This window comes from Thiohalophilus sp. (assembly GCF_034521165.1).
Lineage (GTDB): Bacteria > Pseudomonadota > Gammaproteobacteria > UBA6429 > Thiohalophilaceae > Thiohalophilus.
This window is the reverse complement of record NZ_JAXHMV010000016.1, coordinates 181184-205629: the sequence shown is the minus strand read 5'-3', so window position 1 is coordinate 205629 and position 24446 is coordinate 181184. Positions and strand designations below refer to the sequence as shown.

The 24446-nt window shown below is 55.9% G+C and carries 23 protein-coding genes and 1 riboswitch; of the genes, 15 read left to right on the top strand and 8 right to left on the bottom strand.

What is annotated here, in order from left to right; all coding sequences use genetic code 11:
- Positions 1–3: 3 nt before the first annotated feature.
- Positions 4–801, top strand: coding sequence for a glycosyltransferase family 2 protein (locus tag U5K34_RS15505; protein WP_322569310.1), 798 nt, complete (start codon positions 4–6; stop codon positions 799–801).
- Between the two features lie 508 nt (positions 802–1309).
- Here U5K34_RS15505 and U5K34_RS15500 read toward each other — a convergent pair.
- Positions 1310–2341: a glycosyltransferase family 9 protein gene (locus tag U5K34_RS15500; protein ID WP_322569309.1), complete on the bottom strand. Its 1032-nt coding sequence runs from the start codon at positions 2339–2341 to the stop codon at positions 1310–1312.
- 419 nt (positions 2342–2760) lie between these two features.
- On the opposite strand from U5K34_RS15500, the gene U5K34_RS15495 reads away from it, so the two are divergent.
- A complete protein-coding gene (locus U5K34_RS15495) occupies positions 2761–3885 on the top strand; it encodes a glycosyltransferase family 4 protein (protein ID WP_322569308.1) in 1125 nt (374 codons plus the stop codon).
- Positions 3886–3933: 48 nt separating this feature from the next.
- Complete coding sequence (locus U5K34_RS15490; RefSeq protein WP_322569307.1) at positions 3934–4650, top strand: 3-deoxy-D-manno-octulosonic acid kinase; 717 nt, start codon at positions 3934–3936, stop codon at positions 4648–4650.
- A gap of 91 nt (positions 4651–4741) precedes the next feature.
- Here the strand turns inward: U5K34_RS15490 and lpxL are convergent, their stop codons facing one another.
- The 5 genes from lpxL to U5K34_RS15465 all read right to left on the bottom strand — a co-directional run bounded on the left by lpxL (position 4742) and on the right by U5K34_RS15465 (position 10009).
- Complete coding sequence (gene lpxL, locus U5K34_RS15485; RefSeq protein WP_322569306.1) at positions 4742–6919, bottom strand: LpxL/LpxP family Kdo(2)-lipid IV(A) lauroyl/palmitoleoyl acyltransferase; 2178 nt, start codon at positions 6917–6919, stop codon at positions 4742–4744.
- 54 nt (positions 6920–6973) lie between these two features.
- Positions 6974–7534 carry a hydrolase gene (locus tag U5K34_RS15480; RefSeq protein WP_322569305.1) on the bottom strand — a complete coding sequence of 187 codons (561 nt, stop codon included), beginning with the start codon at positions 7532–7534 and terminating at the stop codon, positions 6974–6976.
- A gap of 4 nt (positions 7535–7538) precedes the next feature.
- Positions 7539–8861 carry a TolC family outer membrane protein gene (locus U5K34_RS15475; protein ID WP_322569304.1) on the bottom strand — a complete coding sequence of 441 codons (1323 nt, stop codon included), beginning with the start codon at positions 8859–8861 and terminating at the stop codon, positions 7539–7541.
- Entirely contained in the window at positions 8861–9184 is a 324-nt protein-coding gene (locus U5K34_RS15470; protein WP_322569303.1) for a rhodanese-like domain-containing protein, read from the bottom strand. The genes U5K34_RS15475 and U5K34_RS15470 overlap by 1 nt, the downstream gene beginning before the upstream one ends.
- Before the next feature lie 162 nt (positions 9185–9346).
- Positions 9347–10009: a protein-L-isoaspartate O-methyltransferase gene (locus U5K34_RS15465; protein ID WP_322569302.1), complete on the bottom strand. Its 663-nt coding sequence runs from the start codon at positions 10007–10009 to the stop codon at positions 9347–9349.
- 200 nt (positions 10010–10209) lie between these two features.
- Here U5K34_RS15465 and U5K34_RS15460 point away from each other — a divergent pair, with 200 nt between their 5' ends.
- Positions 10210–11100 carry an alpha/beta fold hydrolase gene (locus U5K34_RS15460; protein ID WP_322569301.1) on the top strand — a complete coding sequence of 297 codons (891 nt, stop codon included), beginning with the start codon at positions 10210–10212 and terminating at the stop codon, positions 11098–11100.
- Positions 11101–11129: 29 nt separating this feature from the next.
- Here U5K34_RS15460 and U5K34_RS15455 read toward each other — a convergent pair whose 3' ends face one another.
- Positions 11130–12581, bottom strand: coding sequence for an HD-GYP domain-containing protein (locus tag U5K34_RS15455; protein WP_322569300.1), 1452 nt, complete (start codon positions 12579–12581; stop codon positions 11130–11132).
- Positions 12582–13098: 517 nt separating this feature from the next.
- A riboswitch (TPP riboswitch) is annotated at positions 13099–13265 on the top strand.
- A 50-nt stretch (positions 13266–13315) separates the two neighbouring features.
- Here U5K34_RS15455 and thiC point away from each other — a divergent pair.
- The 8 genes from thiC to U5K34_RS15415 all read left to right on the top strand — a co-directional run bounded on the left by thiC (position 13316) and on the right by U5K34_RS15415 (position 19694).
- Positions 13316–15205 (top strand): phosphomethylpyrimidine synthase ThiC, encoded by a 1890-nt coding sequence (gene thiC / locus U5K34_RS15450; RefSeq protein WP_322569299.1) that lies wholly within the window; start codon positions 13316–13318, stop codon positions 15203–15205.
- A 477-nt stretch (positions 15206–15682) separates the two neighbouring features.
- On the top strand, positions 15683–16429 hold the full coding sequence (locus tag U5K34_RS15445) for a TIGR04255 family protein (protein ID WP_322569298.1): 747 nt from the start codon (positions 15683–15685) through the stop codon (positions 16427–16429).
- Positions 16423–16827: a hypothetical protein gene (locus tag U5K34_RS15440; protein ID WP_322569297.1), complete on the top strand. Its 405-nt coding sequence runs from the start codon at positions 16423–16425 to the stop codon at positions 16825–16827. Before U5K34_RS15445 ends, U5K34_RS15440 begins: the two co-directional genes overlap by 7 nt.
- Positions 16824–17300 carry a hypothetical protein gene (locus U5K34_RS15435; protein ID WP_322569296.1) on the top strand — a complete coding sequence of 159 codons (477 nt, stop codon included), beginning with the start codon at positions 16824–16826 and terminating at the stop codon, positions 17298–17300. Before U5K34_RS15440 ends, U5K34_RS15435 begins: the two co-directional genes overlap by 4 nt.
- 137 nt (positions 17301–17437) lie before the next feature.
- On the top strand, positions 17438–17953 hold the full coding sequence (locus tag U5K34_RS15430; RefSeq protein ID WP_322569295.1) for a hypothetical protein: 516 nt from the start codon (positions 17438–17440) through the stop codon (positions 17951–17953).
- Positions 17954–18044: 91 nt separating this feature from the next.
- Entirely contained in the window at positions 18045–18356 is a 312-nt protein-coding gene (locus U5K34_RS15425) for a transposase (protein WP_322567235.1), read from the top strand.
- The gene (locus tag U5K34_RS15420) at positions 18353–19213 is read left to right on the top strand and encodes an IS3 family transposase (protein ID WP_322567236.1); all 861 of its coding nucleotides are present in this window, start codon (positions 18353–18355) and stop codon (positions 19211–19213) included. The genes U5K34_RS15425 and U5K34_RS15420 overlap by 4 nt, the downstream gene beginning before the upstream one ends.
- 157 nt (positions 19214–19370) lie before the next feature.
- Positions 19371–19694 (top strand): hypothetical protein, encoded by a 324-nt coding sequence (locus tag U5K34_RS15415; RefSeq protein WP_322569294.1) that lies wholly within the window; start codon positions 19371–19373, stop codon positions 19692–19694.
- 50 nt (positions 19695–19744) lie between these two features.
- On the opposite strand, the gene U5K34_RS15410 is transcribed toward U5K34_RS15415, so the two are convergent.
- Positions 19745–21282 (bottom strand): IS3 family transposase gene (locus tag U5K34_RS15410; RefSeq protein WP_322567243.1). Its coding sequence is split into 2 segments (ribosomal slippage): positions 19745–20820 and positions 20820–21282, totalling 1539 coding nucleotides; the frame shifts between segments, so codons are not numbered across the junction.
- A gap of 338 nt (positions 21283–21620) precedes the next feature.
- Between U5K34_RS15410 and U5K34_RS15405 the strand changes: the two genes are divergently transcribed.
- From U5K34_RS15405 to U5K34_RS15395, 3 genes are all read left to right on the top strand, one after another.
- The gene (locus tag U5K34_RS15405; protein WP_322569293.1) at positions 21621–21869 is read left to right on the top strand and encodes an addiction module protein; all 249 of its coding nucleotides are present in this window, start codon (positions 21621–21623) and stop codon (positions 21867–21869) included.
- Positions 21870–22157: 288 nt separating this feature from the next.
- Positions 22158–23033: a DUF3494 domain-containing protein gene (locus U5K34_RS15400; protein WP_322569292.1), complete on the top strand. Its 876-nt coding sequence runs from the start codon at positions 22158–22160 to the stop codon at positions 23031–23033.
- 451 nt (positions 23034–23484) lie between these two features.
- Positions 23485–24420, top strand: coding sequence for a lipase family protein (locus U5K34_RS15395; protein WP_322569291.1), 936 nt, complete (start codon positions 23485–23487; stop codon positions 24418–24420).
- The last annotated feature ends 26 nt before the right edge of the window (positions 24421–24446 follow it).

Here is a 24446-nt window from a genome sequence, read left to right as displayed (position 1 = left end):
TATATGAATAACAAGCCCACATTATCCGTTGTGCTGATCGTTATGAACGAGGCAGGTAACTTGCGCGAGTGTCTGGAGACTGTCGCCTGGGCCGACGAGATCGTGGTGGTGGATTCGGGCAGCAACGACAGCACACGCGAGATCGCCGCGGAGTATACCGACAAGGTGTATGTCGAGGATGACTGGCAGGGCTTCGGCGTGCAGCGCCAGCGCGCGCAGCAGTATGCCGGTGGCGACTGGATCCTGATGCTGGATGCCGATGAACGCGTGACCGAAGCGCTGGCGCAACAGATCCGCCAGGCGCTCGAGCAGGATGATCGGCAAGCGGTTTATTTCTTACCGCGACTGTCGTGGGTGTTCGGGCGTTTTATTCGTCATTCGGGCTGGTATCCCGACTATGTGGCGCGACTCTATCCGCGCGACAAGGCCGGCTACAATGCCAACCGGGTGCATGAAAAGCTGGTCTGTCCCGATAACATGACGGAGAAAAAACTCAGCGGGGATCTGTTGCACTATACCTACCGGGATCTGGAACATTACCTGGTCAAGTCCGCTCATTACGCGGCGGCCTGGGCGCAACAGCGCCAGGAACGGGGCAAGCGCAGCAGCCTGTCACAGGGCATCCTGCATGGCATCGGCTGCTTTATCAAAATGTATCTCGTGCGCGCCGGGTTTCTCGATGGCAAGCAGGGCTTTTTACTGGCCGTGCTGTCGGCCCATTCGACGTTTGCCAAGTACGCCGATCTGTGGATTCGCCAGCAGCCGCATCGCGCCGGAGGCGCTCCTACAGATACCCGGTAGGAGCGGCTGCGCCGCGATAGCAGATCGATGGTAATCCACAGATACCGGGTAGGAGCGGCTGTGCCGCGACGAAGATCGATGGTAATCCACAGATACCAGGTAGGAGCGGCTACGCCGCGATAGAAGATCGATGGTAATCCACAGATACCGGGTAGGAGCGGCTACGCCGCGATAGCAGATCGATGGTAATTTACAGATACCGGGTAGGAGCGGCTACGCCGCGATAAGATCGATGGTAATCTACAGATACCGGGTAGGAGCGGCTACGCCGCGATAGCAGGTCGATGGTAATTTACAGATACCGGGTAGGAGCGGCTACGCCGCGATAGCAGGTCGATGGTAACCCCGGATACCAGGTAGGAGCGGCTACGCCGCGATAGAAGATCGATGGTAATTTACAGATACCGGGTAGGAGCGGCTACGCCGCGATAGCAGGTCGATGGTAACCCCGGATGCCAGGCAGAGCGGCTGCGCCGCGATGAAAAATCGATGAGGATTCCGAAGCCGGCTAAAGGAGCTTGTCGCTGATCTGTTTCGCAGCCGCCTCGATATCGATGCGTTGCATGTCTTCGGTTTCCGCCTGTTCCGGTGGCATGAAGCCCAGGCGACGGTTCTCGCTGCTCAGCGTTTGCCAGCGCAGGGCGGTGGAAGAACGCTTGCGCGGATAGAAGGCGGCGGTGGGTCTGTCCAGCGCGCCGGCGATATGCAACGGGCCGGTCGAGCCGCTGATAAACAATGCCGCGTTTTGCAAAAATCGGGCAAAGTTGACCAGGCCCTGGCGGGAGTAATAGATCGAGTGCGGCAGTTCGCCAAGCTGTGAGGCAAGCGATTCGGCCATCGATTCCTCGCCGGGCCCGGCGGTAATGACAATATGCCGGTTCGGTGTCAGGGGAAGCCGGCGCAGCAACCGGGCATACTGTTCGACAGAGAGATTGTTCGCGGAACCGCCACTGCCGGGATGCACAATGATCAGTTCGGGGTCGCCGGCGATACCTTCCCCGGCAAGAAAGGCTTGCTTGAGTTTGGCAACCTGTTCCGGCTCAAAGTCAAGGTAAGGCGCTTGCGGCCGATGTGCGATCGGGATGCGATGCGCATCGAGATAATAGTCGGCCAGATCCAGGTTGTACTGATACTCGGGTTTTTCGGACCGGGAACGGCGCTGAACCAGACGGTGGTTGTAAAAAATCTGGGCGAGCTTGGTGGCCGGTGCGAGCCGGTAGCGTATGCCGGCCAGCCAGAGCAACAGACCAATCCGCGAGGTCGAGAACAGCGTGATGACGGTGTCGTAGTGTTCCGCCCGAATAGCGCGCAGCAGATGTGATTGTTGTCGCACGCCAGCGCCTTTGCCAGGGTCGACGATCAGTTTGTCGATGGCATCGCAGGCAGCGCCAATATCATGGGTATAACCGGGCACCAGGGCGTGCAGTTCACAATCGGGCAGGTTTTGTTTGAGCAGCCAGAATACCGGCAGGCTGAGCATGAAATCGCCCAGTTTGTCATTGCGAACGACAAGAATTTTACGGGGTAAAGAGTTTTGCATGGGTTACGTATTGCGCCAGTTCGAGCCAATTTATCCCATCTTACCGGGTATGTAAACTGTACAGGATTATGCTCGATAAGCGATCAATATGAAGATCGTCGCTGTCATGAAAATAGTCTGATGGCGTTTTGTCACTAAATAACTGTCCCTGAAAGGGACGCAGAGGCGTAGGTCAGGTTGCGCGCAGCGCTACCTGACATTCTTTGTATCGGCAGGGTATCACGCAGGCTAATACCAGCGTGACCTGCAGGATTAGCCAGAGTATAAAGTGGGCATAAATTTAAAACAGTTGTTTAGTAAGATGGGATGAGCCCTACGCGCTGTACAGGGTCTTGCACGACAAACGTACAGGCATATGATGAATTCTTCTCTTTGATAGTAGATTGATATGTTAATCAAAATTGAAACCAGGTCTGGATATGCGCATTCTTGAATTATGTACTTCACGCGGTCGAGGCGGGCTGGAGCTTTACGCGCTTAAAAACATACAACACCTGAAAGGGCCGCAGCATAGCGTGCATGCCGCGGTACGCGAGGGAACCTTCCTCGACGAAGCGGTGGAAAAAGAAGGGATTCCGGCTATCCGGGTCGATCCCCGTTCCACCGTGCTGCCGTATATCAGCGCCCGCAAGCTGGCCCGGTATATCGATGAAAACGAGATCGACCTGATCCATGCGCACTGGCAAAAGGACGTGATGCTGGCCGCCCTGGCCAAACGGCTGTCAAAGCGCCACTGCAAGCTGATGTTTATGCGGCATATCCGGCTGACCCGCCAGAAAAAAGATGCCTATCATCGCTTTATCTACAACAGCATCGACAAATATATTGTCATCACCAAAGTCATGTACGAAGAAGCGCTCAGGTACCTGCCCATGGCGCCCTCGCAAATCGAGCTGCTCTATCATGGCGTCGAGGATACGCCCGATTTGCACGCCGATGTGGACTGCCATGATTTTCTCGCGCAACACGGCATCCGGGAAGACCAGTTCCGGGTCCTGTTGCCCGGCCGGGTCGAATGGTACAAGGCCCAGCATACCCTGATTGATGCGGTAGCCCGTTTGAAAGAAGAGGGCGTTGATGTACAGGCCTGCATCATGGGGCATGTCATGTTCGACTCCTATCTTGAAAAACTCAAAAAGCAGGCCAGGGAAAAAGGCGTCTTTGAGCAGGTAAAGTTTATCGGTTTTGTCGATAACTCGAGAATGTATTACAAGTGCTTTGATGTGGTTGCGCTGACGACCTACATTGAAACCTTCGGACTGGTGCTGGTCGAAGCGATGCTGTCGGGGGTTCCCGTTATCGGGACGCGCGCCGGCGGTGTACCGGAGATTATCGAGCACAATAAAACCGGGTTAATGTTCGAGTCCGGTAACGAGGTCGAGCTGGCCAACTGTATCCGTCAGATGGTGGACAATCCCCGGCAGCGTGACGCCATGGCCCGGGCCGGCCAGAGCTATGCCAGGGACATGTTTTCCAATGCGGCGCATTATGCCCGGCTGGACGAGATCATCCAGGAGCTGGAGTCTGAAGTTGCAAAAGGTTAAGCTGTCCACCAGTCGCTTGACAGAGTATCAGGGTAAGTTGGCCTGAAAATGCCGTTTTTAACCAAACAATACGAAAATCGTTTTGTCCTGTATGACAAGGCGGTGTTTGCCGATCCGGATCTCATCGGTTTTACCTCGGAACAGTGGGCGCAACAGGATGCCATTACCGGTTTTGCCGAGGGGCGGGGCACCACCTTTTTTGTCAATTATTACGAGCTGGAGCTGGCCCTGCGCCATTACCATCGCGGCGGCCTGATCGCGCGCTGGTCTGCCGACCGTTATCTGTGGACCGGCCTTGAGTCCAGCCGTGCCTGGCGCGAGCTGCATTTGTTACAGACCCTGCGCGAACGCAATCTGCCGGTCCCAAGGCCGATCGCGGCACAGGTGATTCGTCACGGCATGCTCTACACGGCGGACATCATGACCCGGCGTATTCCCGGGGCCAAAGCGGTTGGTCAGTTGCTGGCCAACGAGAGTCTGGATACCGGTCACTGGGCCGCCATGGGGGGCGTGATCCGGCGCTTCCACAGTCAGGGTGTCTATCACGCCGATCTGAACGCCAATAACATCCTGCTCGATGCCGGCGGTCGATTCTATTTAATCGATTTCGATCGCGGTTGTATTCGCCGACCACGCCGCAGCTGGCAGCAGCGCAACCTGCAGCGCCTGCATCGTTCCCTCACCAAACTCCAGGGCGCGCAGGAAACATTCCACTTCAGCGAGCAAAACTGGCAGGATTTGCTGGCGGGATACAACCAGTTGTAACCGAGTTCTGAGTTCTGAGTTCTGAGTTCTGAGTTCTGAGTTCTAAGTTCTAAGTACTAAGTACTAAGTACTAAGTACTAAGTACTAAGTACTAAGCACTCAGTTTCGGACACAATTCCCGCAATTCATCCAGATAGCGCTCGGCCATATCCTGATTGGCTTCGATCAACGCCCGGGCGTTTGCGCCGATGCGCGCTCTTTGTTCGCGATCTTCCAGCAGGGTTCCGATGGCTTGCACCAGGCCGGCGTCGGTGTCTATCTGAATGCCACCGCCGGCGGCAACCAGGTCCCGGGCTTCGGCCTGGAAGTTATCCATGTGCTGGCCGAAAATCACGGCCTTGCCGGCGCGGGCCACTTCCAGAATGTTCTGGCCGCCATGGGGTTTGAAGCCGCCGCCCATCAGTACAAATTCCGCGCCGGCAATAAAGCCGTCCAGCTCGCCAAAGGTATCGGCGATATAAACATCCGTGTCGGCGCTGACCGGGTCATGGCGACTGCGCACGGCAATATTCAGTGCGAACGATTTGAGATCGTCCAGAATATGGTTAAGCCGCTGTATATGGCGAGGGGCAATCACCAGAAGTGGGCGTGGTGAGTCCAGTTTCAGCCAGTTTTCGACAATGAATTTTTCTTCGTCATTGCGTGTCGAGGCGGCCAGGACATAGGGCCGTTCCAGGTCGATGGGCGATACCTGACGTTTGCCGACTTGAGCATACTTGATATTCCCCACCAGCCGGGTCCGGGCCAGGTTCCAGATCGCCTCGAAGCGCTGTTTATCCGCTTCGGTTCGGGCCAGAATCGCGTAGGTATACTGCAGCACATGGATCAGCACGTTGCGGACGAAGCGCGGCGCTTCAGTGGTCCGTTTTGACAGGCGCCCGTTAACGATGATGTTGCGGATGCCGTGCTGGAAGCAGTATTCATACAGGTTGGGCCAAAGCTCGGTCTCCATGATTAACTGGCATTGCGGGCTGACCTTTGGCATGAACCGGTTTGTTGTCCACTGAAAGTCGATCGGCAGATAGTGATGTTTGACACTGTCGCCGAGTTGTTTTTCGGCAATGCGGCGGCTGCTCGGAGTGTTGGTGGTCAGCAGGATTTTTTGCTGCGGATAGTTGTCCTGCAGCAACCGGATCAGCGGCAGCGCGGCGTTGAGTTCGCCGATCGACGCGGCATGCAGATGGATGTCGGCACGCACATCCCCGCTGCCAAAAGCAAAACGTTCCCGTAGATAGCGTTGGTCGCGGTTGCGAAACGCGGTCCACAGGGTGTAGAGGACAATCACCGGGCTCAACACGAACAACAGGCGGGTGTACTGTTTCATGGCCTTGCGACGTTTGACCCGGTATAACTGGGGCTCCCAGTCGGGACGGGTGCGAAAGCGCCGGTGTGCCCACAGATACTGGGCCGGGGTGCGACGCACCTGTTCCTCGATGGCCTGGTTGACCAGCGTGGCGTCGCGCACATCATCGCCGGTGGGGAACTCGTCGATGGCCGGGCCGATCCGGATCCGGTAGCCCTGATTGCCGGGCAGCCGTTCCGAATAAAACGGTACCAGCGGCGCGCCGGAGGATTTGGCAATACGCGCGGTCAGTGTCAGGGTCGCGGTCTGAATGCCCATGAACGGCGCAAAGACCGACGCGCGTTCGCCAAAGTCCTGGTCCGGCGCATACCAGACCACTTTGCCGTTTTTCAGATTCCGCAGGATGTCGCGCATATCGCGACTGCGAATCAGCCCATCGAGCATTCGGTTGCGGCTGTGTACCATGATCGCTTCAAACAGCGGGTTATGCGCCCGCTTGTAGGTGGGCCGCAGGTTATCGACGTGATTGGCGAGAAACTTGCCGCTGATCTCCAGCGTGGTGTAATGCCCGCCCAGTAATAACACGCCCTTGCCTTGTGCCCGGGCGGCTTTCAGGTTTTCCAGCCCTTCGATGCGATACATGCTTTGCAGGCGTTGTTCGGACCCCCACCAGGCCAGGCCCGATTCAAAGATCGCCATGGCGGTGGAGTGAAAGTTTTCGCGCACCAGCCGGCGCAGGGTGTGTTTGTCGTATTCGGGAAACGCCAGGCGCAGATTGGTGCGCACGATGCGCCGGCGGGCCGGCATCAGCGCATAACTGAGCAGTCCGACCCCTTTGCCCAGCGTGTTGATGGCCGGATAGGGGAGTTGCGCCACCAGCCACATGAAGCCCAGTCCCAGCCAGGTCGGCCAGTACTTGGGATGCAGGTAATCGCGAACGGGGAACGGGGTGACGCTATCGGGCATGATGGATGTCGGTGATGGTCGTGTCGGGGATCATACCCCAATCACGGCAGGCTATCAGCGAATCAGTTTGGATAATGCCCTGAACTGTTCGTGGCGAGCATCGCGCAGCCATTCGAACAGGACCGATTCGCTCATGCTGACGGCGATACCCCCCTGGCGCAGACGGGCCAGGGCATTGCGATGATGGGTCTTGCGCCGCGAGGCGATGGCATCTTCCACCACGAACACCTGATAACCGTGTTCCTGCAGCTGGATGGCGGTCTGCAGAACACAGACATGGCTTTCCATGCCGCCCAGTACGATCTGGCGGCGGGCATTGACGCGCAACTGCTCGACAAAATCGGGGGCGCGGTAACAGGAAAAGCAGGTTTTTTCGATGGCGGTGTCGTGCAGATGGGCGGCCAGTGCCGGTTCGGTCGGCCCCAGCCCCTTCGGGTACTGTTCGGTATGTACCACGGGGATGCCCAGCGCGTTGGCCGCCTGGCTCAAAATCGCCGTGTTGCGCAGCAGCTGTTCGCGCACCGCCGGCTTCATGGCCGCGGCCAGCTTTTCCTGGATATCGATCAGCACCAGTTGACTGGTGGCCGTGTCGCACAGCAGGGGAGCTTGATGCATGGGATTACTGCAGCCAGGTGTTGACCTGTTTGATGTCCTGTTCGCTGAGAATCCCGGCGGCCTGCTTGAGCCGGAAGGATTCGAGAATGTAGTTGTAACGCGACTGGGCATAGTCACGCTGCGCCCGGTACAGCTCGCGCTGCGAGTTGAGCACATCCACCGCGGTCCGGGTGCCGACTTCAAAGCCCGCTTCGGTCGCTTCCAGCGCAGTGCGGCTCGATTCCAGGGCCTGGGCGAAGGCCTTCACCTGGCTGATGTTGGCGATCACGCTCAGGTAGGCGCTGCGGATCTGGCGTTCGATGGCGCGGCGCTGCTGTTCATATTGCTCCTTGGCCTGGATATGCCGGGCGGCGGCTTCGCGGGTCTGCGAGGCCACCAGTCCGCCGGAATATAACGGCACATTCAGCTGCACGGAGATCGCCGTGTCCTCGGTTTCGCGCGCGCCAAAGCTGCCGCCTTCGATATCGGTGTTGGTATGGTCCGCGACCAGATCGAGCGTCGGGTAATGGCCGGCCCGCTGGCGACTGATCTCCTGTTTGGCGATCAGGCGGGTTTTTTCCGCAGCGATCAGACTAAGGCTGTGCTCCAGCGCGGTCTCTACCCAGTGTTCGATGTTTTCCGGTTCAGGGCGCAGCAGCGGGCTGTCCTTGTCCAGTTCGGCGATCTGATTATAAGGCATGCCGGTAATCTCACGCAGATTCTCGCGCGCCACTTCCAGCTCGTTTCTGGCGCGGATGGTCTGGGCCTCGGCCTGGTCTCGGCGGGCGCGGGCTTCGTGCACGTCGGTAATGGCGGTCAGACCGACATTGAAGCGTTGTTCGATCTGATTTAGTTGCTGCTCGATGGCTTTTTGCTCGGCGCGGGCGAAGCCCAGGTTGTCGATGGCGCCGAGGTACTCAAAATAGCGCTGTGCCACCCGTACCATTAATTCCTGTTTGGCATTGCGGAAGTTGGCCTCGGCCCGGGCGACCTGGGCGTTGGCCTGGCGCAGCTGCACGTAATAGTCGTGATGATAGATCGCCTGGGTCAATTTCAGCGAGTAGCCACTGCTGTCATATTTGTTCTCACCCACCGTAAACAGGCTTGAAGAGGAACTGATGACCTCATCCGTATTATCGGTGGAGTGGACTGTGGCCGTTAACTGCGGCAGCAGCGGCGCACGCCCCTGGCTGGTCGCTTCCTGGTTGGCCCGGTATTCGGCCTGTGCCGCGCGGAATTGCGGATCGTTCTGTGTCGCCTGTTGATAAATCGACATCAGATCATTGGCGTTGACAGTGAAGCTCGTCAGAGTCAGGGCCAGCGTTATGGCAAGTTGTGTTTGTTTCATCAGCTGTATTTTTGCATTTGCGGATCCACCTCGTCGGCCCAGCGATCGACGCCGCCTTCGAGATTGATCACGTTGTTAAAACCTTCGCGCTCCAGAAAAATCGCCACGGCACGGCTGCGAATACCATGATGGCAGATTACGACGGTTTCCCGGTTTTTGTCCAATGATTCCACGGTCGACTGGATCCGGCCCATCGGGATCAGGGTCGAGCCTTCAATATGACAGGTCTCATACTCCCACGGTTCCCGCACATCGAGCAGTAACGGCGGTTCGGGAGTCTGATCAAGATGGGTTTTGAGATCGCGCGGCGTGAACTTTTTCATGGGCGCTATTATGCGGATCAACCTGTTGGATTTCATCCCTACAAATATAGGGACGAGGTACGAGGGACGAGTAACGAGGAAAAAGCGGTATGAATTCGGTTTTGAGGTTCGGGTTTCCTCGTTACTCGTCCCTCGTCCCTCGGCACTGGCGCTTTGTCCTGGTTACAGGACAAAGCGCTCGGGTTGTTCGGCGTTTTTCAGCGGCCGCAGGTCGGTTTCAAACAGGTATTCCTTGGCCCAGTCTTCCTGGCCGATGCGGGTCATCACGATCACGTCCATCACCGGCGGGTCGCCGACGATGGCGAACAGGCGGCCGCCGACGGCGAGCTGGTGCGGGAAGGCTTTGGGCAGGATCGGCAGGGAACCGGTAATACAGATCACATCGTACGGAGCATGTTTGTCCCAGCCGTGGGCGGCATCGCCCACATCCAGTGTGACATTGTGCAGGTTATGCGCGTTGAGTTTGGCCTGGGCGGCCTCGACGAAATCGCCGTGCAGGTCGACGCTGTAGACATGCTTGCCCAGGCGGGCGAGCAGGGCGGTCACATAACCGCTGCCGGTGCCCACCTCTAATATAGTGTCCTCGGGCCGGAGGGTGAGAGCCTGCAGCATGCGGGCCTCGAACTTGGGCGACATCATCACCTCGTCGTGCCCCAGCGGAATATTCATGTCGGTGAAGGCCAGCTTGCGAAATTCGCTCGGCACGAAGTCCTCGCGCGGCACTTCCACCAGTAAATCCAGTACCTGCTGATCCAGCACTTCCCAGGGCCGGATCTGCTGCTCAATCATGTTCAGACGGGCCTGCTCGAAATTCATCTGCGCCATCGTGGGTCCTCACACTGCCGGTTTATTATGGTTATCAGGCGCTCAAGATTACGGCCTTTGCTCCGCCCCCGCAAGGCGCGGGCCGGCCAAAGGCCTTCAAAATCCGGGACTTGGCCATAAAGCGGGTTTATGCCTGCACACAGCGGATGTGTGGACTATATTTATACTCCCCGTCACGGGCGGGGGAGGAGGGACCCGTTATGGTCATTTCGCGTACACCCAGGCTGCACCTCACCGGCGTCCGGGCGCTGGCCACCTGGCTGGCGATGCTCGGCAGCGTGGCGCCGTCGCTGGCCGCCGGGATCGCCTGTCGGCGCTGGTTCTCGCCGTACCGCTTCCGGCTGCCGCCACGTGAGCGGGTCTGGCTCAATGCCGCGCAGCGGGAATATGTCTCCAGCCTGGATAACGGCATGGTGGCGCTCTATCGCTGGGGCCACAAGGGCCCGCGGGTGCTGCTGATGCACGGCTGGAACGGGCGGGCCACCCAGTTGTGCTGTTTTATCGAGCCGCTGCTGCAGGCCGGCTACCAGGTCATCGCCTTCGATGCCCCGGCCCACGGCCACAGCCCCGGCAAACACACCGATCTGATCGAGATCGCCCACGCCCTGCGCTCCGTCTCGGTCCGTTTCGGGCCGTTCGAGGGGATCGTCGCCCATTCGTTCGGGATGGCGGTTACCGCCTATGCCCTGCGCCACCTGGGCGTGGCCGCCTTCCGGGTTATCGGGATCAGTCCGCCGGGGCGGATGCCCTATCTGTTCAACAGTTTCTGCGACCTGCTGCATTTGCCGTACCGCGCCCGCGCGGCCTTCGAAGAGCGGGTCAAGGAACGCTTCGGGGCGGATGTCTGGGAACAACTCTCTCCGGAGGTGAACGTGGAACTGCTCGACAACATCCCCGCGTTGCTCATCCATGACAACGACGATCGCGAAGTCACCCCCAGTCAGGCCGAAATCCTCCATCAGGCCTGGCCCGGCAGCCACCTGCTGCGCACCGACGGCCTCGGCCACCGCCGCATCCTTCGCGACCCCGCAGTAATCGCTCACACTGTGCGGTTCTTCCAGCGTGGCGAGGTCCCTGCCGACGTGGAATAGCTGTCAACCCGGCCCCGGTCCTGCCGGGATCACAGCGTGGGCAGGCGGTTGACGAGCGCATCCAGCACCGCCTCGTCCACCGCGGTGTTTACCTCGCCACGCATGATCTCGATCGCCTTGTCCCGGGGGACAGGCCCCCGATAAGGCCGTTCGGCGGTGATCGCATCGAAGATATCGGCGACGGTAATAATCCGCGTCTCCAGACAGATCTCCTCCGCCGTCAGCCCGTAGGGATAACCGCCACCGTCGAGCCGTTCATGATGGGCACCGGCCACCCGCGCCAGTTCTGCGAACGGGGTCAGGTGAGAGAGGATGGTCTCGGTATATCGGGCGTGGTCACGCACTGTCCGCCACTCGGCGTCGTCGAGTTTGCCGGGTTTATCGAGGATGTCGTTGCTGACCCCGAGTTTGCCGATGTCGTGCAGGAACGCGCCGCGGCGCAAAAAATGCCGGCGTGCCGGGTCGACCGATAATTCCTCGCTGATGGCCAGCGTGTAGCTGGCCACACGGCTGCTGTGATCGAAAGTATACGGGCTCTTGGCGTCGACAATCATGCCGAAGGCGGCAGTGATATCGTCGAGGCGGTCATCGCTGACCAGTGCTGGCTCGCTCTCCGGGGCCATGTTCTGGATAGTGAACTGAATGTCCTCCGCCACGAGGGTTTCCCAGAACGCGCGGTCGTGGCGCAACGCCATGAAGGTATCCACCAGTTCCGGATCAAACCAGCTACCGCGGCGCTTATGTATTTCTTCTTCCGCGGCATCTTGCCCGGCGATCTGAAAGAACACATCGATAACCTGCGACAGCAGCGCGATACGCGAGTGGATCGGAATCTGATCACCCTTGATATGGTACGGCCGGCCGTGGCCGTTCCAGTGCTCGTCCAGGTGGCGTATGCCGTCGGCGATGGTTTCGTTAAAGCCCAGCCGCCTGGCGATATCCGCACCGCGCTCACAACGGGTTTCTACCAGTTCATCGGCGTACTTCTCACCGCGCATCACCAGCGTGGCGAAGCGCCGCATCTTTTTGACTAATCCCTGACTGCCGTCGATGTTCTCAAAGACAAAGCGCGCGATCTCCTGCAGGTGATCGCCGTCGACGGTCTTGAACCGGTTTTTGATCTGGCGTTCATCGCCACCGTAGAGCTGATACAGTCGCGCGGCGTTGCTGCTGCAACCGGCATCCTTGAGCAGCAGGGTGTAGTACAGGTCCAGTAAATCGGCCTGCGGCATCCCCAGCATCCTGCCCAGGTGCATGCCGATCCAGCAGCAGCGTATACAGTGCCCCGCCGGCTGGCCCTCGGTCAGATCCAGGGCGTAACTCAAGGCGCCGATCACTTCGGATAAGCGCAGTTGCTCGCCGGGGGCGTAATCCGGCTGCATGGGATGGGGTTGCAGGCTCATGCGGGTGGGTATCGGCCAGTAGTGGTGATACTTGACCGCAGCGGTGCGGCTCTGCCCCGGCAGCCACCTGCTGCGCACCGACGGCCTCGGCCACCGCCGCATCCTGCGCGACCCCGCAGTAATCGCTCACACCGTGCGGTTCCTCCAGCGTGCCCAAATCCCCGAAACCGTGGAATAACCCCCATTCGCGGTCGAAGCCCGCTCCCACCCGGAAACAGGCCGATCACTGTGGGAGCGCCCCACGGGCGCGACAACCCCCTCGGTTGCAGGGCGGTGCGACTCCCCCATTCGCGGTCGAAGCCCGCTCCCACCCGGGAACAGGCCGACCACGGTGGGAGCGCCCCACGGGCGCGACAACCCCCTCGGTTTGCAGGGCGGGTGCGACTCCCCCCATTCGCGGTCGAAGCCCGCTCCTACATTCCCGCCACCCGGCCGGCCCACGTAATCTGCCCCCGTCTTGCTCGGGTAGGAGCGCCCCGCGGGCGCGATATCGCGGTCGAAGCCCGCTCCTACATTACCCTCGCCACCCGGCCCTCGTAACTCGTCCCTGTCTTGATCGGTATTGCAAATCCCTACCTTATTAATTAACTTGTACAGAGACCGCCGGGGGTGCCGAGTAATACAGGTTCTCACCGACTTCCCCTCTCCCCCAGGGAGAGGGGAAAGGGTGAGGGGATCTGATACTGGCTGAGACATACCCTGTGAAATATTCCGAACCTGATCCAGGTAATACTGGCGTAGGCAAGGCGGAGTCACACAAGCAGTCCCCCTTTCGTGTGCGGTCGTGGAACTCCAGCTATGAGGCAAATACCATGAGCGCTATCCCCGAAGAATTTATCCAGAAGACGGCCAAACTGTCCGACGACGTCACCCGGCCGTTTCCCAGTTCCAAAAAGACTTACGTCACCGGCTCGCGCGAGGATCTGCGCGTGCCCCTGCGCGAGGTCGAGTGCACCCCGACCCACACCGAGCAGGGCGACGAGCTCAACCCACCGATTTATATCTACGACACCTCCGGCCCCTACACCGACCCGCAGGTGAGCATCGACCTGCGCAAGGGCCTGCCGGACGTGCGCGCCAACTGGATCGCCGAACGCGACGACACCGAACTGCTCGACGGCCCCACCTCGGAATATGGCCGCGCCCGCCAGGACGATCCCGAGCTGGCCCACCTGCGCTTCGAGCACATCCGCCAGCCGCGCCGCGCCAAAGCGGGCAAGAACGTTAGCCAAATGCATTATGCCCGAAAGGGCATGATTACCCCGGAGATGGAATACATCGCCATCCGCGAGAACAACAAACTGCAGGCGATGCGCAACGATCCCCGTTACGCCAAACTGCTGCGCCAGCATCAGGGGGAATCCTTCGGTGCCAGCATCCCGGACGAGATCACGCCTGAATTTGTCAGGGATGAGGTGGCCCGCGGCCGCGCCATCATCCCGGCCAACATCAACCACCCGGAACTGGAGCCGATGATCATCGGCCGCAACTTCCGCACCAAGGTCAACACCAACATCGGCAACTCGGCGGTCACTTCCAGTATTGAAGAGGAAGTCGAGAAGATGGTCTGGTCGGCCCGCTGGGGCGGCGACACGCTGATGGATCTGTCCACCGGCAAGAACATCCACGAAACCCGCGAATGGATCCTGCGCAACGCGCCCATGCCCATCGGCACCGTGCCCATCTACCAGGCACTGGAGAAGGTCGACGGCAAGGCCGAGGACCTGACCTGGGAGATCTTCCGCGACACGTTAATCGAGCAGGCCGAACAGGGTGTGGACTACTTCACCATCCACGCCGGCGTGCTGCTGCGCTACGTGCCGCTCACCGCCGAGCGCGTCACCGGCATCGTCAGCCGTGGCGGCTCGATCATGGCCAAGTGGTGCCTGTCGCATCACACCGAGAGTTTCCTCTACACCCACTTCGACGACATCTGCGAGATCATGAAAGCCTATGACGTCAGCTTCTCACTGGGTGACGGCCTGCGCCCCGGCTCCATCGCCGACGCCAACGACGCCGCCCAGTTCGCCGAGCTGGAAACCCTGGGCGAGCTGACAAAACGCGCCTGGGAACACGACTGCCAGGTCATGATCGAAGGCCCCGGCCACGTGCCGCTGCACAAGATCAAAGAGAACGTCGAAAAAGAACTGGCCGACTGCTACGAGGCCCCGTTCTATACCCTGGGCCCGCTGATCACCGACATCGCCCCGGCCTACGACCACATCACCTCGGGGATTGGTGCGGCCAACATCGGCTGGTACGGCACCGCCATGCTCTGCTACGTCACGCCCAAGGAACATCTGGGCCTGCCCAACAAGCAGGACGTGCGCGACGGCATCATCACCTACAAGATCGCCGCCCACGGTTCGGATCTGGCCAAGGGCTTCCCCGGCGCCCAGGTGCGCGACAACGCCCTGAGCAAATCGCGTTTCGAATTCCGCTGGGAGGATCAGTTCAACCTCTCGCTGGATCCTGAACGGGCGCGAAGCATGCACGACGAGACCATGCCCAAAGAGGCCCACAAGGTTGCGCACTTCTGTTCGATGTGCGGGCCGAATTTCTGCAGTATGAAAATTACACAAGACGTGCGGGATTACGCTGCTAAACTTGGAGTGAGTGAGGAAGAGGCTCTGGAAAAAGGCATGCAGGAAAAATCTGTCGAGTTCGTCGAGACCGGTGCGGAGATCTATCACAAGCAATAAGCCATGAGCGGTAAATACCGTGGAGTTTATTGAGACAGGCGGTGACAAATCTGTCGGGAACAGATTTGAACAGCTTTAGCTGGCCCGTAGGGCGGTGTGCAGGGATGCACGGAGTAAATCTATCAAAAACAGTAAGCAGGATGATGTCTAGGGATAGATTAGTGTTGTATGATTTATGGGTGACCTGAGCGATAGAGAAGTAATGCTGAACTAAACCCTATAGTATACGACCCGAAGATGGAATTCTGACAAGACGGATGAAGGGAAACTGTTGAAGGCGGAAGTTTATGAGTATGAATTATTGCAGGTACTAACTATAAAATTTAAGTGAAATTATCTTTTCATGGTTTGCAAATTAAATTAGCCAAGTACTGAGAAGCAAGTGACATATAATAGTTAAATTAAAGATGTTGATAGTAGTGGCTGCGAGAGTGCGAATAAAACACATAGAAATTCAGGTGGTATAGTATTATTTATATGAATGACGCAAAAAAAATACCAGCAAGCTTATCTCAGGACACAATATTAGAGTCTACATTTGAGATAAGATTTGAGAGCAATAAGAAGCAAGTTGCTGAATTGCTTCCAGGCTTGTTGTACCCGAAGATAAAAGATTTGTACCCAGAGATCGAAGTTTTAGTGCAGTTCAATAAAGATTCTTTTAAGGAAAATCCCGAGTTAATGTACAAGCCTTCGAGAAGGCTTGTTGGTGAATCAAGTATGGTTCAACTAGGCGAGAGAGTAATTAGCTTGGCGCGACGAAAACCATATGGTGGATGGGAAAGTTTTAAGAATGAGATTGTTAACTTAATTCAAGCATTTCGTGAATGCGATATAGTCACAAATACAGAAAGATTTTCTATGAAATACTTGAATGTTTTGCCTAGTATTGAGAATAGAAAAGATTTGGATATGTTAAAGCTCAATGCGCAGTTGGGTGATCACAACGTAAAAGAAAATGAAGCTGGATTTAGTTTGCGAACAGAAATTCTGAAGAATAATTTTATAAATATAATCCAAATCATACCCAATGCCAATGTGAAATCGAAAGACGAGGGCTATTCTGGTCTTCTCTTAGAAATAGATACCATATCAAATTTTGAGGCTCAGAACTTTTTTGATGTGCATGAAGATTTCCTTGATTTATGCCATCAGACAGAAAAAGAGATATTTTTTGGTATTATCGAGGACGATGTTATTGAGAGGTTGGGACCAAGATGGTAGCTACTTTTGATGCTTTAAATGAAGAGCTCCGGAAGCGTAAATTCTTTGATACTAGTTCTGGGTATTCTTCAGAATTTACTCAAGATTCCGAGAGAGATTCAGAGGGTGAATTTGAGGTAGAAACATATAGGGCTCCTCAAAATTCGGCTTTTTATTATATTTCTAGCCTTTCTGAAAGCGAGAGTCATGGTTTTCAATATTATTTTGAGGTTGTTGGCAATTGGTTTACATCAACTGCTACTTTTTCTGAGCCACAAAAAGATATAAAGAAAGAGAAGGCGATTGCTTTGATAGATTCGTGGCTTGATGAACCTAAAAATGAAGATCAAAGAACAGTATTAGATAGATTAAAAGCTGATATGGACGAGAGTCGAACTATAAGAAAATTATTTTCATGACTATTGCGGTTATTTTAGATTCAAGCCCTTTAGGGCTTTTAGCGAATACAAATCAGGCAAATCCTGATGCGGTTGATTGTGCTGAGTGGTTAAAATCTTTGTTGTTAAAAGGGGTTGATGTCTACGTGCCAGAAGTTGCGGATTATGAAGTCAGAAGGTCTTTGTTAAAAATTGACGCAACAACTTCTATTTCTAAACTTAATCAACTAAACAGTGTGTTGATATACCAGCCAATTACTACTGAGGCGATGAGGGAAGCATCAAATTATTGGGCTACGGCAAGAAAGATAGGTAAACCAACAGCTGATGATAAATCTCTAGATGCTGACATGGTTCTAGTTGGGCAGGCTAGTACAATATCTGGCAACTTGGATCAGGTAATTGTTGCAACAACAAACATAAAGCACATTGATAATTTTATTGAGGCTCGTAAATGGCAAGATATAGTTCCTGACGAATTATTAAACCGGTAAAAAAGAAACGGGGTCAGGTCCAACATTCGAACAGGTGGTGTTGCGAATGGTGGGGTCGGACCAGGAAAAAGAGGGCAGATTTATTTAATTATAACTACGAATTAACCGGGCCAGAGCTTTGGCAGAGGGTGTTTGATATGACAATCAATAACAATGTCAATTGGCACACTATAGCTTTAAAAGGCGCCATTTTATTATTTCTCATTTTCATATCCGCTAGTGTATGGGCCTGTGAATGGAAAGTGGTAATTCAAAACACATCTAATAATTCATATCAAGAAATCCTTCCTGGGGGTAAGAAAAATCCGATACATTTTGCGCTTACAGAGAAAGGCCATGTCTTTGCAAATTGCGTTACATACAAAGAAAAGTACTTAACTAGCAACGATTCTTTTGGGGGTTATGAGTATGATCCTTCTCTAACGCCAAGTGAAAGAGTTAAGCAAATGATGTCTGAAGGCACATTCGTCGAAAAGGTGGAATTAATTTTCCAATATAAAAACTCAAAACATTACGTCAGGACATCTGGGCTAAAATTCGAAAATAATAATAGTGATAATTTCGAAATAATAATTGGGCACCTATTATTAAGCGCAAGAACAGACAAAGCCTCGGATATGACAGATATAATTGTTAGCTGTTTCAAAAAATAGAAATAAAAGACTAACGGGGTCAGTCTGAACCTCCCCCGGTTTCACGGACACATTAAATCAGAGACAATACTGATTAAGGAGTGTCCAAAAGATGACAAGAAAACGCAAGCCCTACAAGACATACACCAAGGAATTTAAGGCCGAAGCGGTGAAGCTAATGGAAGAGTCCGATCGTTCCGCTGCTGAGATTGCCCTGGAACTGGGAGTCCGCCGAAATCAGCTCTACAAATGGAAAGAACAGCTGCAGGCCAAAGGTGAGCAGGCCTTTTCCGGCCAACGGGGTCGGCCAAAGAAAGAGAACCAGTCCGAGGTGACCACCTTGCGCCAGGAGAACGAGCGTCTGAAGGAGGAGGTCGAGATTTTAAAAAAGGCCACGGCGTACTTTGCGAAGGACCATTCGTGAAGTACGCGTTCATACGAGAGCAAGCGGCTCGTTATACGGTGAGCCGGCTGTGCCAGATATTGGACGTCTCTGCCAGCGGTTACTACGACTGGCGGGATCGTCCGGAGAGTACCCGGGCCAAACAGAATCGGGCACTGCTGAGTAAGATCACGGTGTTTCACCGGGCCAGTCGCGGCATCTACGGTTCACCCCGTATTCATCGCGACCTGCTCGAATCGGGCGAGCAAGTCGGTGAGAACCGCGTGGCCCGCCTGATGCGTGATAATGACATTCAGTCCCGGATGGCGAGAAAATTTGTGATCACCACCGATTCAAAAAACACCCTGAAGCCTGCCCCGGATCGGCTGCAACGCCAGTTTAACGTGGTCGAGCCTGACAAAGCCTGGGTCTCGGATACCACGTTCATCCCGACCCGTCAGGGCTGGTTGTACTTGGCGGTTGTCCTTGAACTTTATTCCCGCCAGATACTGGGCTGGGCCATGGGTAACAAGAACAACGCGAAACTGGTGCAGGATGCGCTGACCATGGCCGTGTGGCGTCGAGGTAAAGTCGACTCTGTCATCGTTCACTCCGATCAGGGCAGCACTTATGCCTCGGGCGATTACCAGAAGATGCTGAAGGACAATAACCTGCTGTGCAGCATGAGTCGAAAAGGCGAGTGCCTGGACAATGCCGTGGCTGAGAGCTTCTTCGGAACCTTGAAAACGGAACTGGTTGACCATGAAGACTACCGAACCAAAGACGAGGCCAAACGCAGCTTGTTCGAGTACATGGAAATCTTCTATAACAAACGGCGGCGTCACTCTTACCTGGGTTACGTCAGTCCGGTAGACTATGAGGCGAGGTTCGCCTCTTAATTAAACTGTCCGTTTTATTGGGGGAACCTCAGAGCCCTTTGAGCATACAGTTTCCAAGTTTAAGGGGTCAGAGCCCTTTAGAGTTTGATAAAAAGACAAGACCAGACTCCGATTAATTCTGACTCGTTTTCATTCACTGCAAAAAAATGTAAGTGTTATGTCTGAAGATACTCTGAAAGTCCTTTCCGATATGGTCAGTGATGCCCATGCCGGCATTCAGGCCAGCCACGAACACATCAACCCGGTGGTAGAGGTGCGCCGCGGCATGCGGGACGCCGGCATTCCTGCCGATGTGATGACCATTGACTGCCTGCGCACTCGTCGCCGAATAACCCTGATTCTGCATGATGAACAGCCTGGCGTACTGCTGTATCAGTTCATCACGATTGAAGATGAAGTGGGCTCTAACTTTCAGAGCATCGCGCTCTCAGAGATGGATACACAGAAACTGTTTCAGTGGATAAAGGAGTATTTTGGCTGAGGGGCGCTAACGGGCGGTGTTTTTCAAGATAGTTGTCGCCTTTTTCGTTCTTAAGCCGCTTGCGGTTGCCGTTCCGGATTGAGGGCCGTTGGACCCACAGCGCACCAGTTCCGCGTCTTACCCGACCAGCGCTGCGGATTGCATGCTTTGGCTTGTTCATAAATCCGCTCGCGCTGTTTCAGTATCGGTTCGTCTTCCCCGCGATGACGCTGCGCCGGCGTTATAAACTTCAGCGCACTGTGGCAGTGCCGGTTGTTGTACCAGTCCACAAATTTCAACACCCAGGTTCGGGCTTCCTCCAGGGTGGCAAAGCCCTGCGACGGCCAGGCCGGACAATACTTCAGTGTCCGAAACAGCGACTCGGAAAACGCATTGTCGTTGCTCACCCGTGGCCGGCTGTAGGATGGCGATATACCCAGATCCGCCAGCTTGACCCGCAGTGTCTGCGATTTCATCGGACTGCCGTTGTCCGCATGCAATACCAAGGGTTGGCGAAAACACCGCTCGGCCAGCACGGCGCGCTCAACGAGGGGCGCACCGAGCTCGCCGGCCTCCCGTTCGTGGACTTCCCAGCCGACGATTTTGCGGCTGTAGATGTCGACGATGAGGTACAGGTACCAAAACAGTCCACGCACCCGGCTTGGCATCCAACTGATATCCCACGACCACACCTGGTTCGGCCCGTCGGCCACATGCGTGGTCGGCGCCTTCGTTTTCTTCGGCGCCCGGGCCCGGCCCCGGTGGTGCAGCTGGCCGGCCGTATTGAGCACACGATAGAAGCTCGACTCACAGGCGATATACTCGCCCCGATCCGCCAGCTTCGGCACGATCTGACTCGGCGGCAGCGAGGCGAACTCGGGGTCATTGCACACCGTCAAAATGCGTTCGCGCTCCTGCGCTGTCAGCTTGTTCGCCGGGTCGGGCCTGATCGCCTGCGGGCGTTGATCGGCCTTCACTTCCCCGTCTTTCGTCCACCGCTGTACCGTGCGCAAGCTCACGCCCACTTCCTGGCAGGCCCGCGCTTTGCGAGCGCCGGCGCACACTGCCTCATCGATATACCCAATCAGTTTGTGCCGCTCCGGGAGCGAGGTCAGCCTTCCTCGTCGTCCCCCCAGAGGGCGTTCAACTTTTTTCGCAGGGCCAACAAGGCGGCGGTCTCCGCCAGGGCCTTCTCCTTGCGGCGCAGTTCTTTCTCCAGGGCTTTGATACGCTGCTTGTCGCGCCGAGATTGCTCGCGCTCTTGCTGGCGCCGCTCGGCATCAGTGACGGCGCCGTTGACACACGCGGCCTTCCAGGCTTTGACTTGCTCCGGATACAGGCCTTTCTCCCGACAATACGCACTGAGCTGGGCTTCGCTCAGGCTGGCGGTTTCAACCACAACAGCGAACTTGGCCGCCGCCGACCAATCCTCACTCTGTTTACCACTTCCCGGCACAGGGGCTCCTTGTTCTTTGGCTTGTTGACGCCAATTGTACAAGGTTCCTTCACTGATGCCTTCCTCACCAGCGACCTCCGGAATGGACCGATTGTGGGGTGGCAGGAGCTTGTTCAGCACCGCCGCTTTACGTTCTTCAGAATAGCGTGGCATACATCCTCTAAACCGCCCCCTGTCTGTTAATTGACCAGTTCAGTAGAGGCGACAACTATCCTGACACAGGGGGCGGGGTCAGGTCCAACATTCGAACATTGACGAAACAGCTATCAGAGACTGACGGATCCCCACAAAATCATGCATAACATTGCACCTCAAATTGCTCCTGAAGTGCTCGTAGCGCCTGCTTGAAGTCCGTCTCTCGAACGTAAAAGGGGCCGGTGACAAACGCGTCTCATTATCATTTGCAATTATTCCTACCGCCCTCTGCTAAGTATGTATGAAGGTAGAGTTTATCAAAATTCATGGACTACAATCGGTGCAGGAGGCACATCATGGCACATAGCATCAACGACCTTGAAAAGGAAGTCTTTGCCTTGCCCAGGGAGGACCGGGCGCGTATCGCCCTTGATTTAATCCGTAGTCTGGACAAAGACGACGAGCCGATCTCGCGCGAAGAGTGGGAAGCCGCCTGGTCGGAAGAGATCAGGCGCCGGCTGGAAGATATTCAGGAAGGGCGAGTTGAACTCCTGGATGCCGAGCAGGTCATGGCGGATCTCAGAGCCAGATACCCGAAGAAATAAAGTTAAACAAATCAAGGGGGCAAATCACTTGTTTCCGCTACATCATGGCCTGGTCGCTGTTTCGAGTGTTCTGACCCCTTGATTTTTTGTCGGAAAACTTTACACCTGCTTTCTCTCCCGCGCCGTCGCAATTTCTTAACTCGCTGAAAAGAGAGTGATATTTGTCACTGGCCCGGTTTTTGCGTTTGTATACATACGCTTAAGTACATCGCGTCTTTTCAGATCTCCTGGGCGCGCCGACAAGCGTATGGGAGGGGGTCTACGGAGATACGGCAGAAGGAAATCAAAATGCAAGCAACGAAACTGGCAATACCACTGTTCGTCGCACTGCTTTACGGTCCCGCTCAGGCATTGGCTACGCCAATACTGGGAACGGCGGAAGATTTCGCCGTCCTGGGAGCCTCGACGGTGACCAATACTGGCGCAACGACCATCACCGGAGACTTGGGGCTCTACCCAGGTACTTCGTACACTGGCTCCTCGACCGTCAGCCTGACAGGAACGGAACACCTGACTGATGGGGTCGCGCAGCAGGCTCAGAGTGATAACACCACGGCGTACAACGCTCTGAAAAATCTGCTGCCGACTACCGTGTTGACGGGGACGGATCTGGGCGGGCTGGCGCTGACGTCGGGCGTCTATTCTTTCGCGGACTCGGCTCAATTGACGGGGACCCTGACTCTCGACGCCGAGGGCAATGACAACCCGTTCTGGGTGTTTCAGATCGGTAGCACGCTCACAACCGCCAGTGGCTCGGCAGTAAACATAATCAATGCCGGTGCGGACGGCAGTACCGGCGGCGGTTTGTTCTGGCAGGTCGGCAGCTCGGCGACTCTCGGGACCAGCACGGATTTCGAGGGAAGTATCCTGGCACTCGCAAGCATCACTCTCAACACCGCCGCAACAATTCATAACGGCAGGGTCCTTGCGCAAACTGGGGCGGTGACGATGGATACCAACTCGATCGATATCAATTCCCCGCCCTTTACCGGCAAACTTACCGGGGGCATTGAGTTTAACGATCAGTGGGAGGTCGTGGTTGTAGATGGTAATGGTGGGCAGCCCTTGCCCGCGGTCCCGGTACCGGAACCCGCCACACTTCTGCTTTTCGGCTTCGGGCTGGCGGGGCTGTTTGCCTCCAGAAAAAGGTTGTTGCCCGTCTAGCATTGCACTAATCGTCCGCTGAGAACAGCGGGCTGACACGGAAAACGGCGACGCGCCCCGGTATGGGGCGTGTCGTTTGTTGGGCAGATCTCGTCGACGTGCGCGAGATCACCGGCGGGCACGTTCTCCTCCTCGCGCATGTCCCAGCCGTCCGACCACAGCGTCGGGCATGGCGGGGTCGGACCACCGCAACACCAAGGAACATCTCGGCCTGCCCAACCGAGATTCGGGGTCAGGTCCAACATTCGAACATAGTGTCCGTAAAAGGGGTCGGTGACACATGGTAGTACGAATGATTCTTGTTTGTCGCCGGCCTCTTTTACGCTTTTATGTTCTCTAAATCTGTGCTCTGATCCCCGCAATTCCCGCCTGTGAAATGTATAAATGACAGCCTGTCCCCGGAACTCCCATCTTTCGGGGTTTTCTAATTTTTGTTTCCGGAGCGCTAGAGATGCCTCGTTTTTATTATTACAAATCGACACCGGTGCTTCGGGTACTGTTGATGTTTTTTGCCATCGGCATGAGTTGCGGTGCGACGAGTGCTGAAAACGATCCTATCGACTTTGCGCAATTTGAAAACTATGCGGTTTTCTCTGAAGCAGCCTATCTGCCGGAATCACAGGTGGAGGAGATTATCCGGTCACAGGGCTATTCGCTGACCCGCCACAGTGATATTGCCGGGCTGGCGGTCACCTATTATTTATTGACCAACGATAAAACCCAAAGCCAGGTTATCAGCGTCAGAGGCACTGCCAATATCGCCAACACGCTGCTGGATATGGATGCCAAACTGGTGACTGACTCGCATGCCGGTATTCGCTTGCATCGCGGGTTCTCGATGGCGGCCCAGAAGATCTACGAGCAGGTCAAACCGTTATTAAAGCCGGATTATACCGTCAGTACGACCGGCCACAGCCTGGGTGGGGCGGTAGCGCTGGTACTGGCCATGTACCTGGACCTGGACGAGGGCAGTATCGACAAAGTGGTGACGTTCGGGCAACCGAAGGTGACCAACGTGGCCGGCGCCGATAAGTTCGCACATCTGGACGTTTACCGCCTGGTGACGCCGGAGGACATTGTGCCCCTTGTCCCGCCGCTGGATGCCATGGACATCAATGACCTGGATATCTACTGGCATCTTGGCAAAGAAGTGATCCTGCTTGCCGATAAGCGCTACGCGATACTCGAAGGGCTCGCCAGCATGATGCGTGTCGCCAACTTCACCCAGCAACCGCTCACAGAGAGCAATTTGCAGAACCATCAAATGAGTCGCTATCGATCCTTGTTGGAGAGCAAAATCGACGGTGCCGACCGGGTTTCTTACGAGATCGATCTGAACCTGTTCAATCTGTTCAGCGGTGAGAAAGAGACCCAGCCGCAACAATAACAATTGGGTCGTAAAAGGGGCCGGCG

What these genes read in the sequence shown, in the direction of transcription:
- U5K34_RS15505 (WP_322569310.1), top strand. Translation starts at nt 4, where the DNA reads ATGAATAACAAGCCCACATTATCCGTTGTGCTGATCGTTATGAACGAG.
- U5K34_RS15500 (WP_322569309.1), bottom strand. Translation starts at nt 2,341, where the DNA reads ATGCAAAACTCTTTACCCCGTAAAATTCTTGTCGTTCGCAATGACAAA.
- U5K34_RS15495 (WP_322569308.1), top strand. Translation starts at nt 2,761, where the DNA reads ATGCGCATTCTTGAATTATGTACTTCACGCGGTCGAGGCGGGCTGGAG.
- U5K34_RS15490 (WP_322569307.1), top strand. Translation starts at nt 3,934, where the DNA reads ATGCCGTTTTTAACCAAACAATACGAAAATCGTTTTGTCCTGTATGAC.
- lpxL (WP_322569306.1), bottom strand. Translation starts at nt 6,919, where the DNA reads ATGCCCGATAGCGTCACCCCGTTCCCCGTTCGCGATTACCTGCATCCC.
- U5K34_RS15480 (WP_322569305.1), bottom strand. Translation starts at nt 7,534, where the DNA reads ATGCATCAAGCTCCCCTGCTGTGCGACACGGCCACCAGTCAACTGGTG.
- U5K34_RS15475 (WP_322569304.1), bottom strand. Translation starts at nt 8,861, where the DNA reads ATGAAACAAACACAACTTGCCATAACGCTGGCCCTGACTCTGACGAGC.
- U5K34_RS15470 (WP_322569303.1), bottom strand. Translation starts at nt 9,184, where the DNA reads ATGAAAAAGTTCACGCCGCGCGATCTCAAAACCCATCTTGATCAGACT.
- U5K34_RS15465 (WP_322569302.1), bottom strand. Translation starts at nt 10,009, where the DNA reads ATGGCGCAGATGAATTTCGAGCAGGCCCGTCTGAACATGATTGAGCAG.
- U5K34_RS15460 (WP_322569301.1), top strand. Translation starts at nt 10,210, where the DNA reads ATGGTCATTTCGCGTACACCCAGGCTGCACCTCACCGGCGTCCGGGCG.
- thiC (WP_322569299.1), top strand. Translation starts at nt 13,316, where the DNA reads ATGAGCGCTATCCCCGAAGAATTTATCCAGAAGACGGCCAAACTGTCC.
- U5K34_RS15445 (WP_322569298.1), top strand. Translation starts at nt 15,683, where the DNA reads ATGAATGACGCAAAAAAAATACCAGCAAGCTTATCTCAGGACACAATA.
- U5K34_RS15440 (WP_322569297.1), top strand. Translation starts at nt 16,423, where the DNA reads ATGGTAGCTACTTTTGATGCTTTAAATGAAGAGCTCCGGAAGCGTAAA.
- U5K34_RS15435 (WP_322569296.1), top strand. Translation starts at nt 16,824, where the DNA reads ATGACTATTGCGGTTATTTTAGATTCAAGCCCTTTAGGGCTTTTAGCG.
- U5K34_RS15430 (WP_322569295.1), top strand. Translation starts at nt 17,438, where the DNA reads ATGACAATCAATAACAATGTCAATTGGCACACTATAGCTTTAAAAGGC.
- U5K34_RS15425 (WP_322567235.1), top strand. Translation starts at nt 18,045, where the DNA reads ATGACAAGAAAACGCAAGCCCTACAAGACATACACCAAGGAATTTAAG.
- U5K34_RS15415 (WP_322569294.1), top strand. Translation starts at nt 19,371, where the DNA reads ATGTCTGAAGATACTCTGAAAGTCCTTTCCGATATGGTCAGTGATGCC.
- U5K34_RS15405 (WP_322569293.1), top strand. Translation starts at nt 21,621, where the DNA reads ATGGCACATAGCATCAACGACCTTGAAAAGGAAGTCTTTGCCTTGCCC.
- U5K34_RS15400 (WP_322569292.1), top strand. Translation starts at nt 22,158, where the DNA reads ATGCAAGCAACGAAACTGGCAATACCACTGTTCGTCGCACTGCTTTAC.
- U5K34_RS15395 (WP_322569291.1), top strand. Translation starts at nt 23,485, where the DNA reads ATGCCTCGTTTTTATTATTACAAATCGACACCGGTGCTTCGGGTACTG.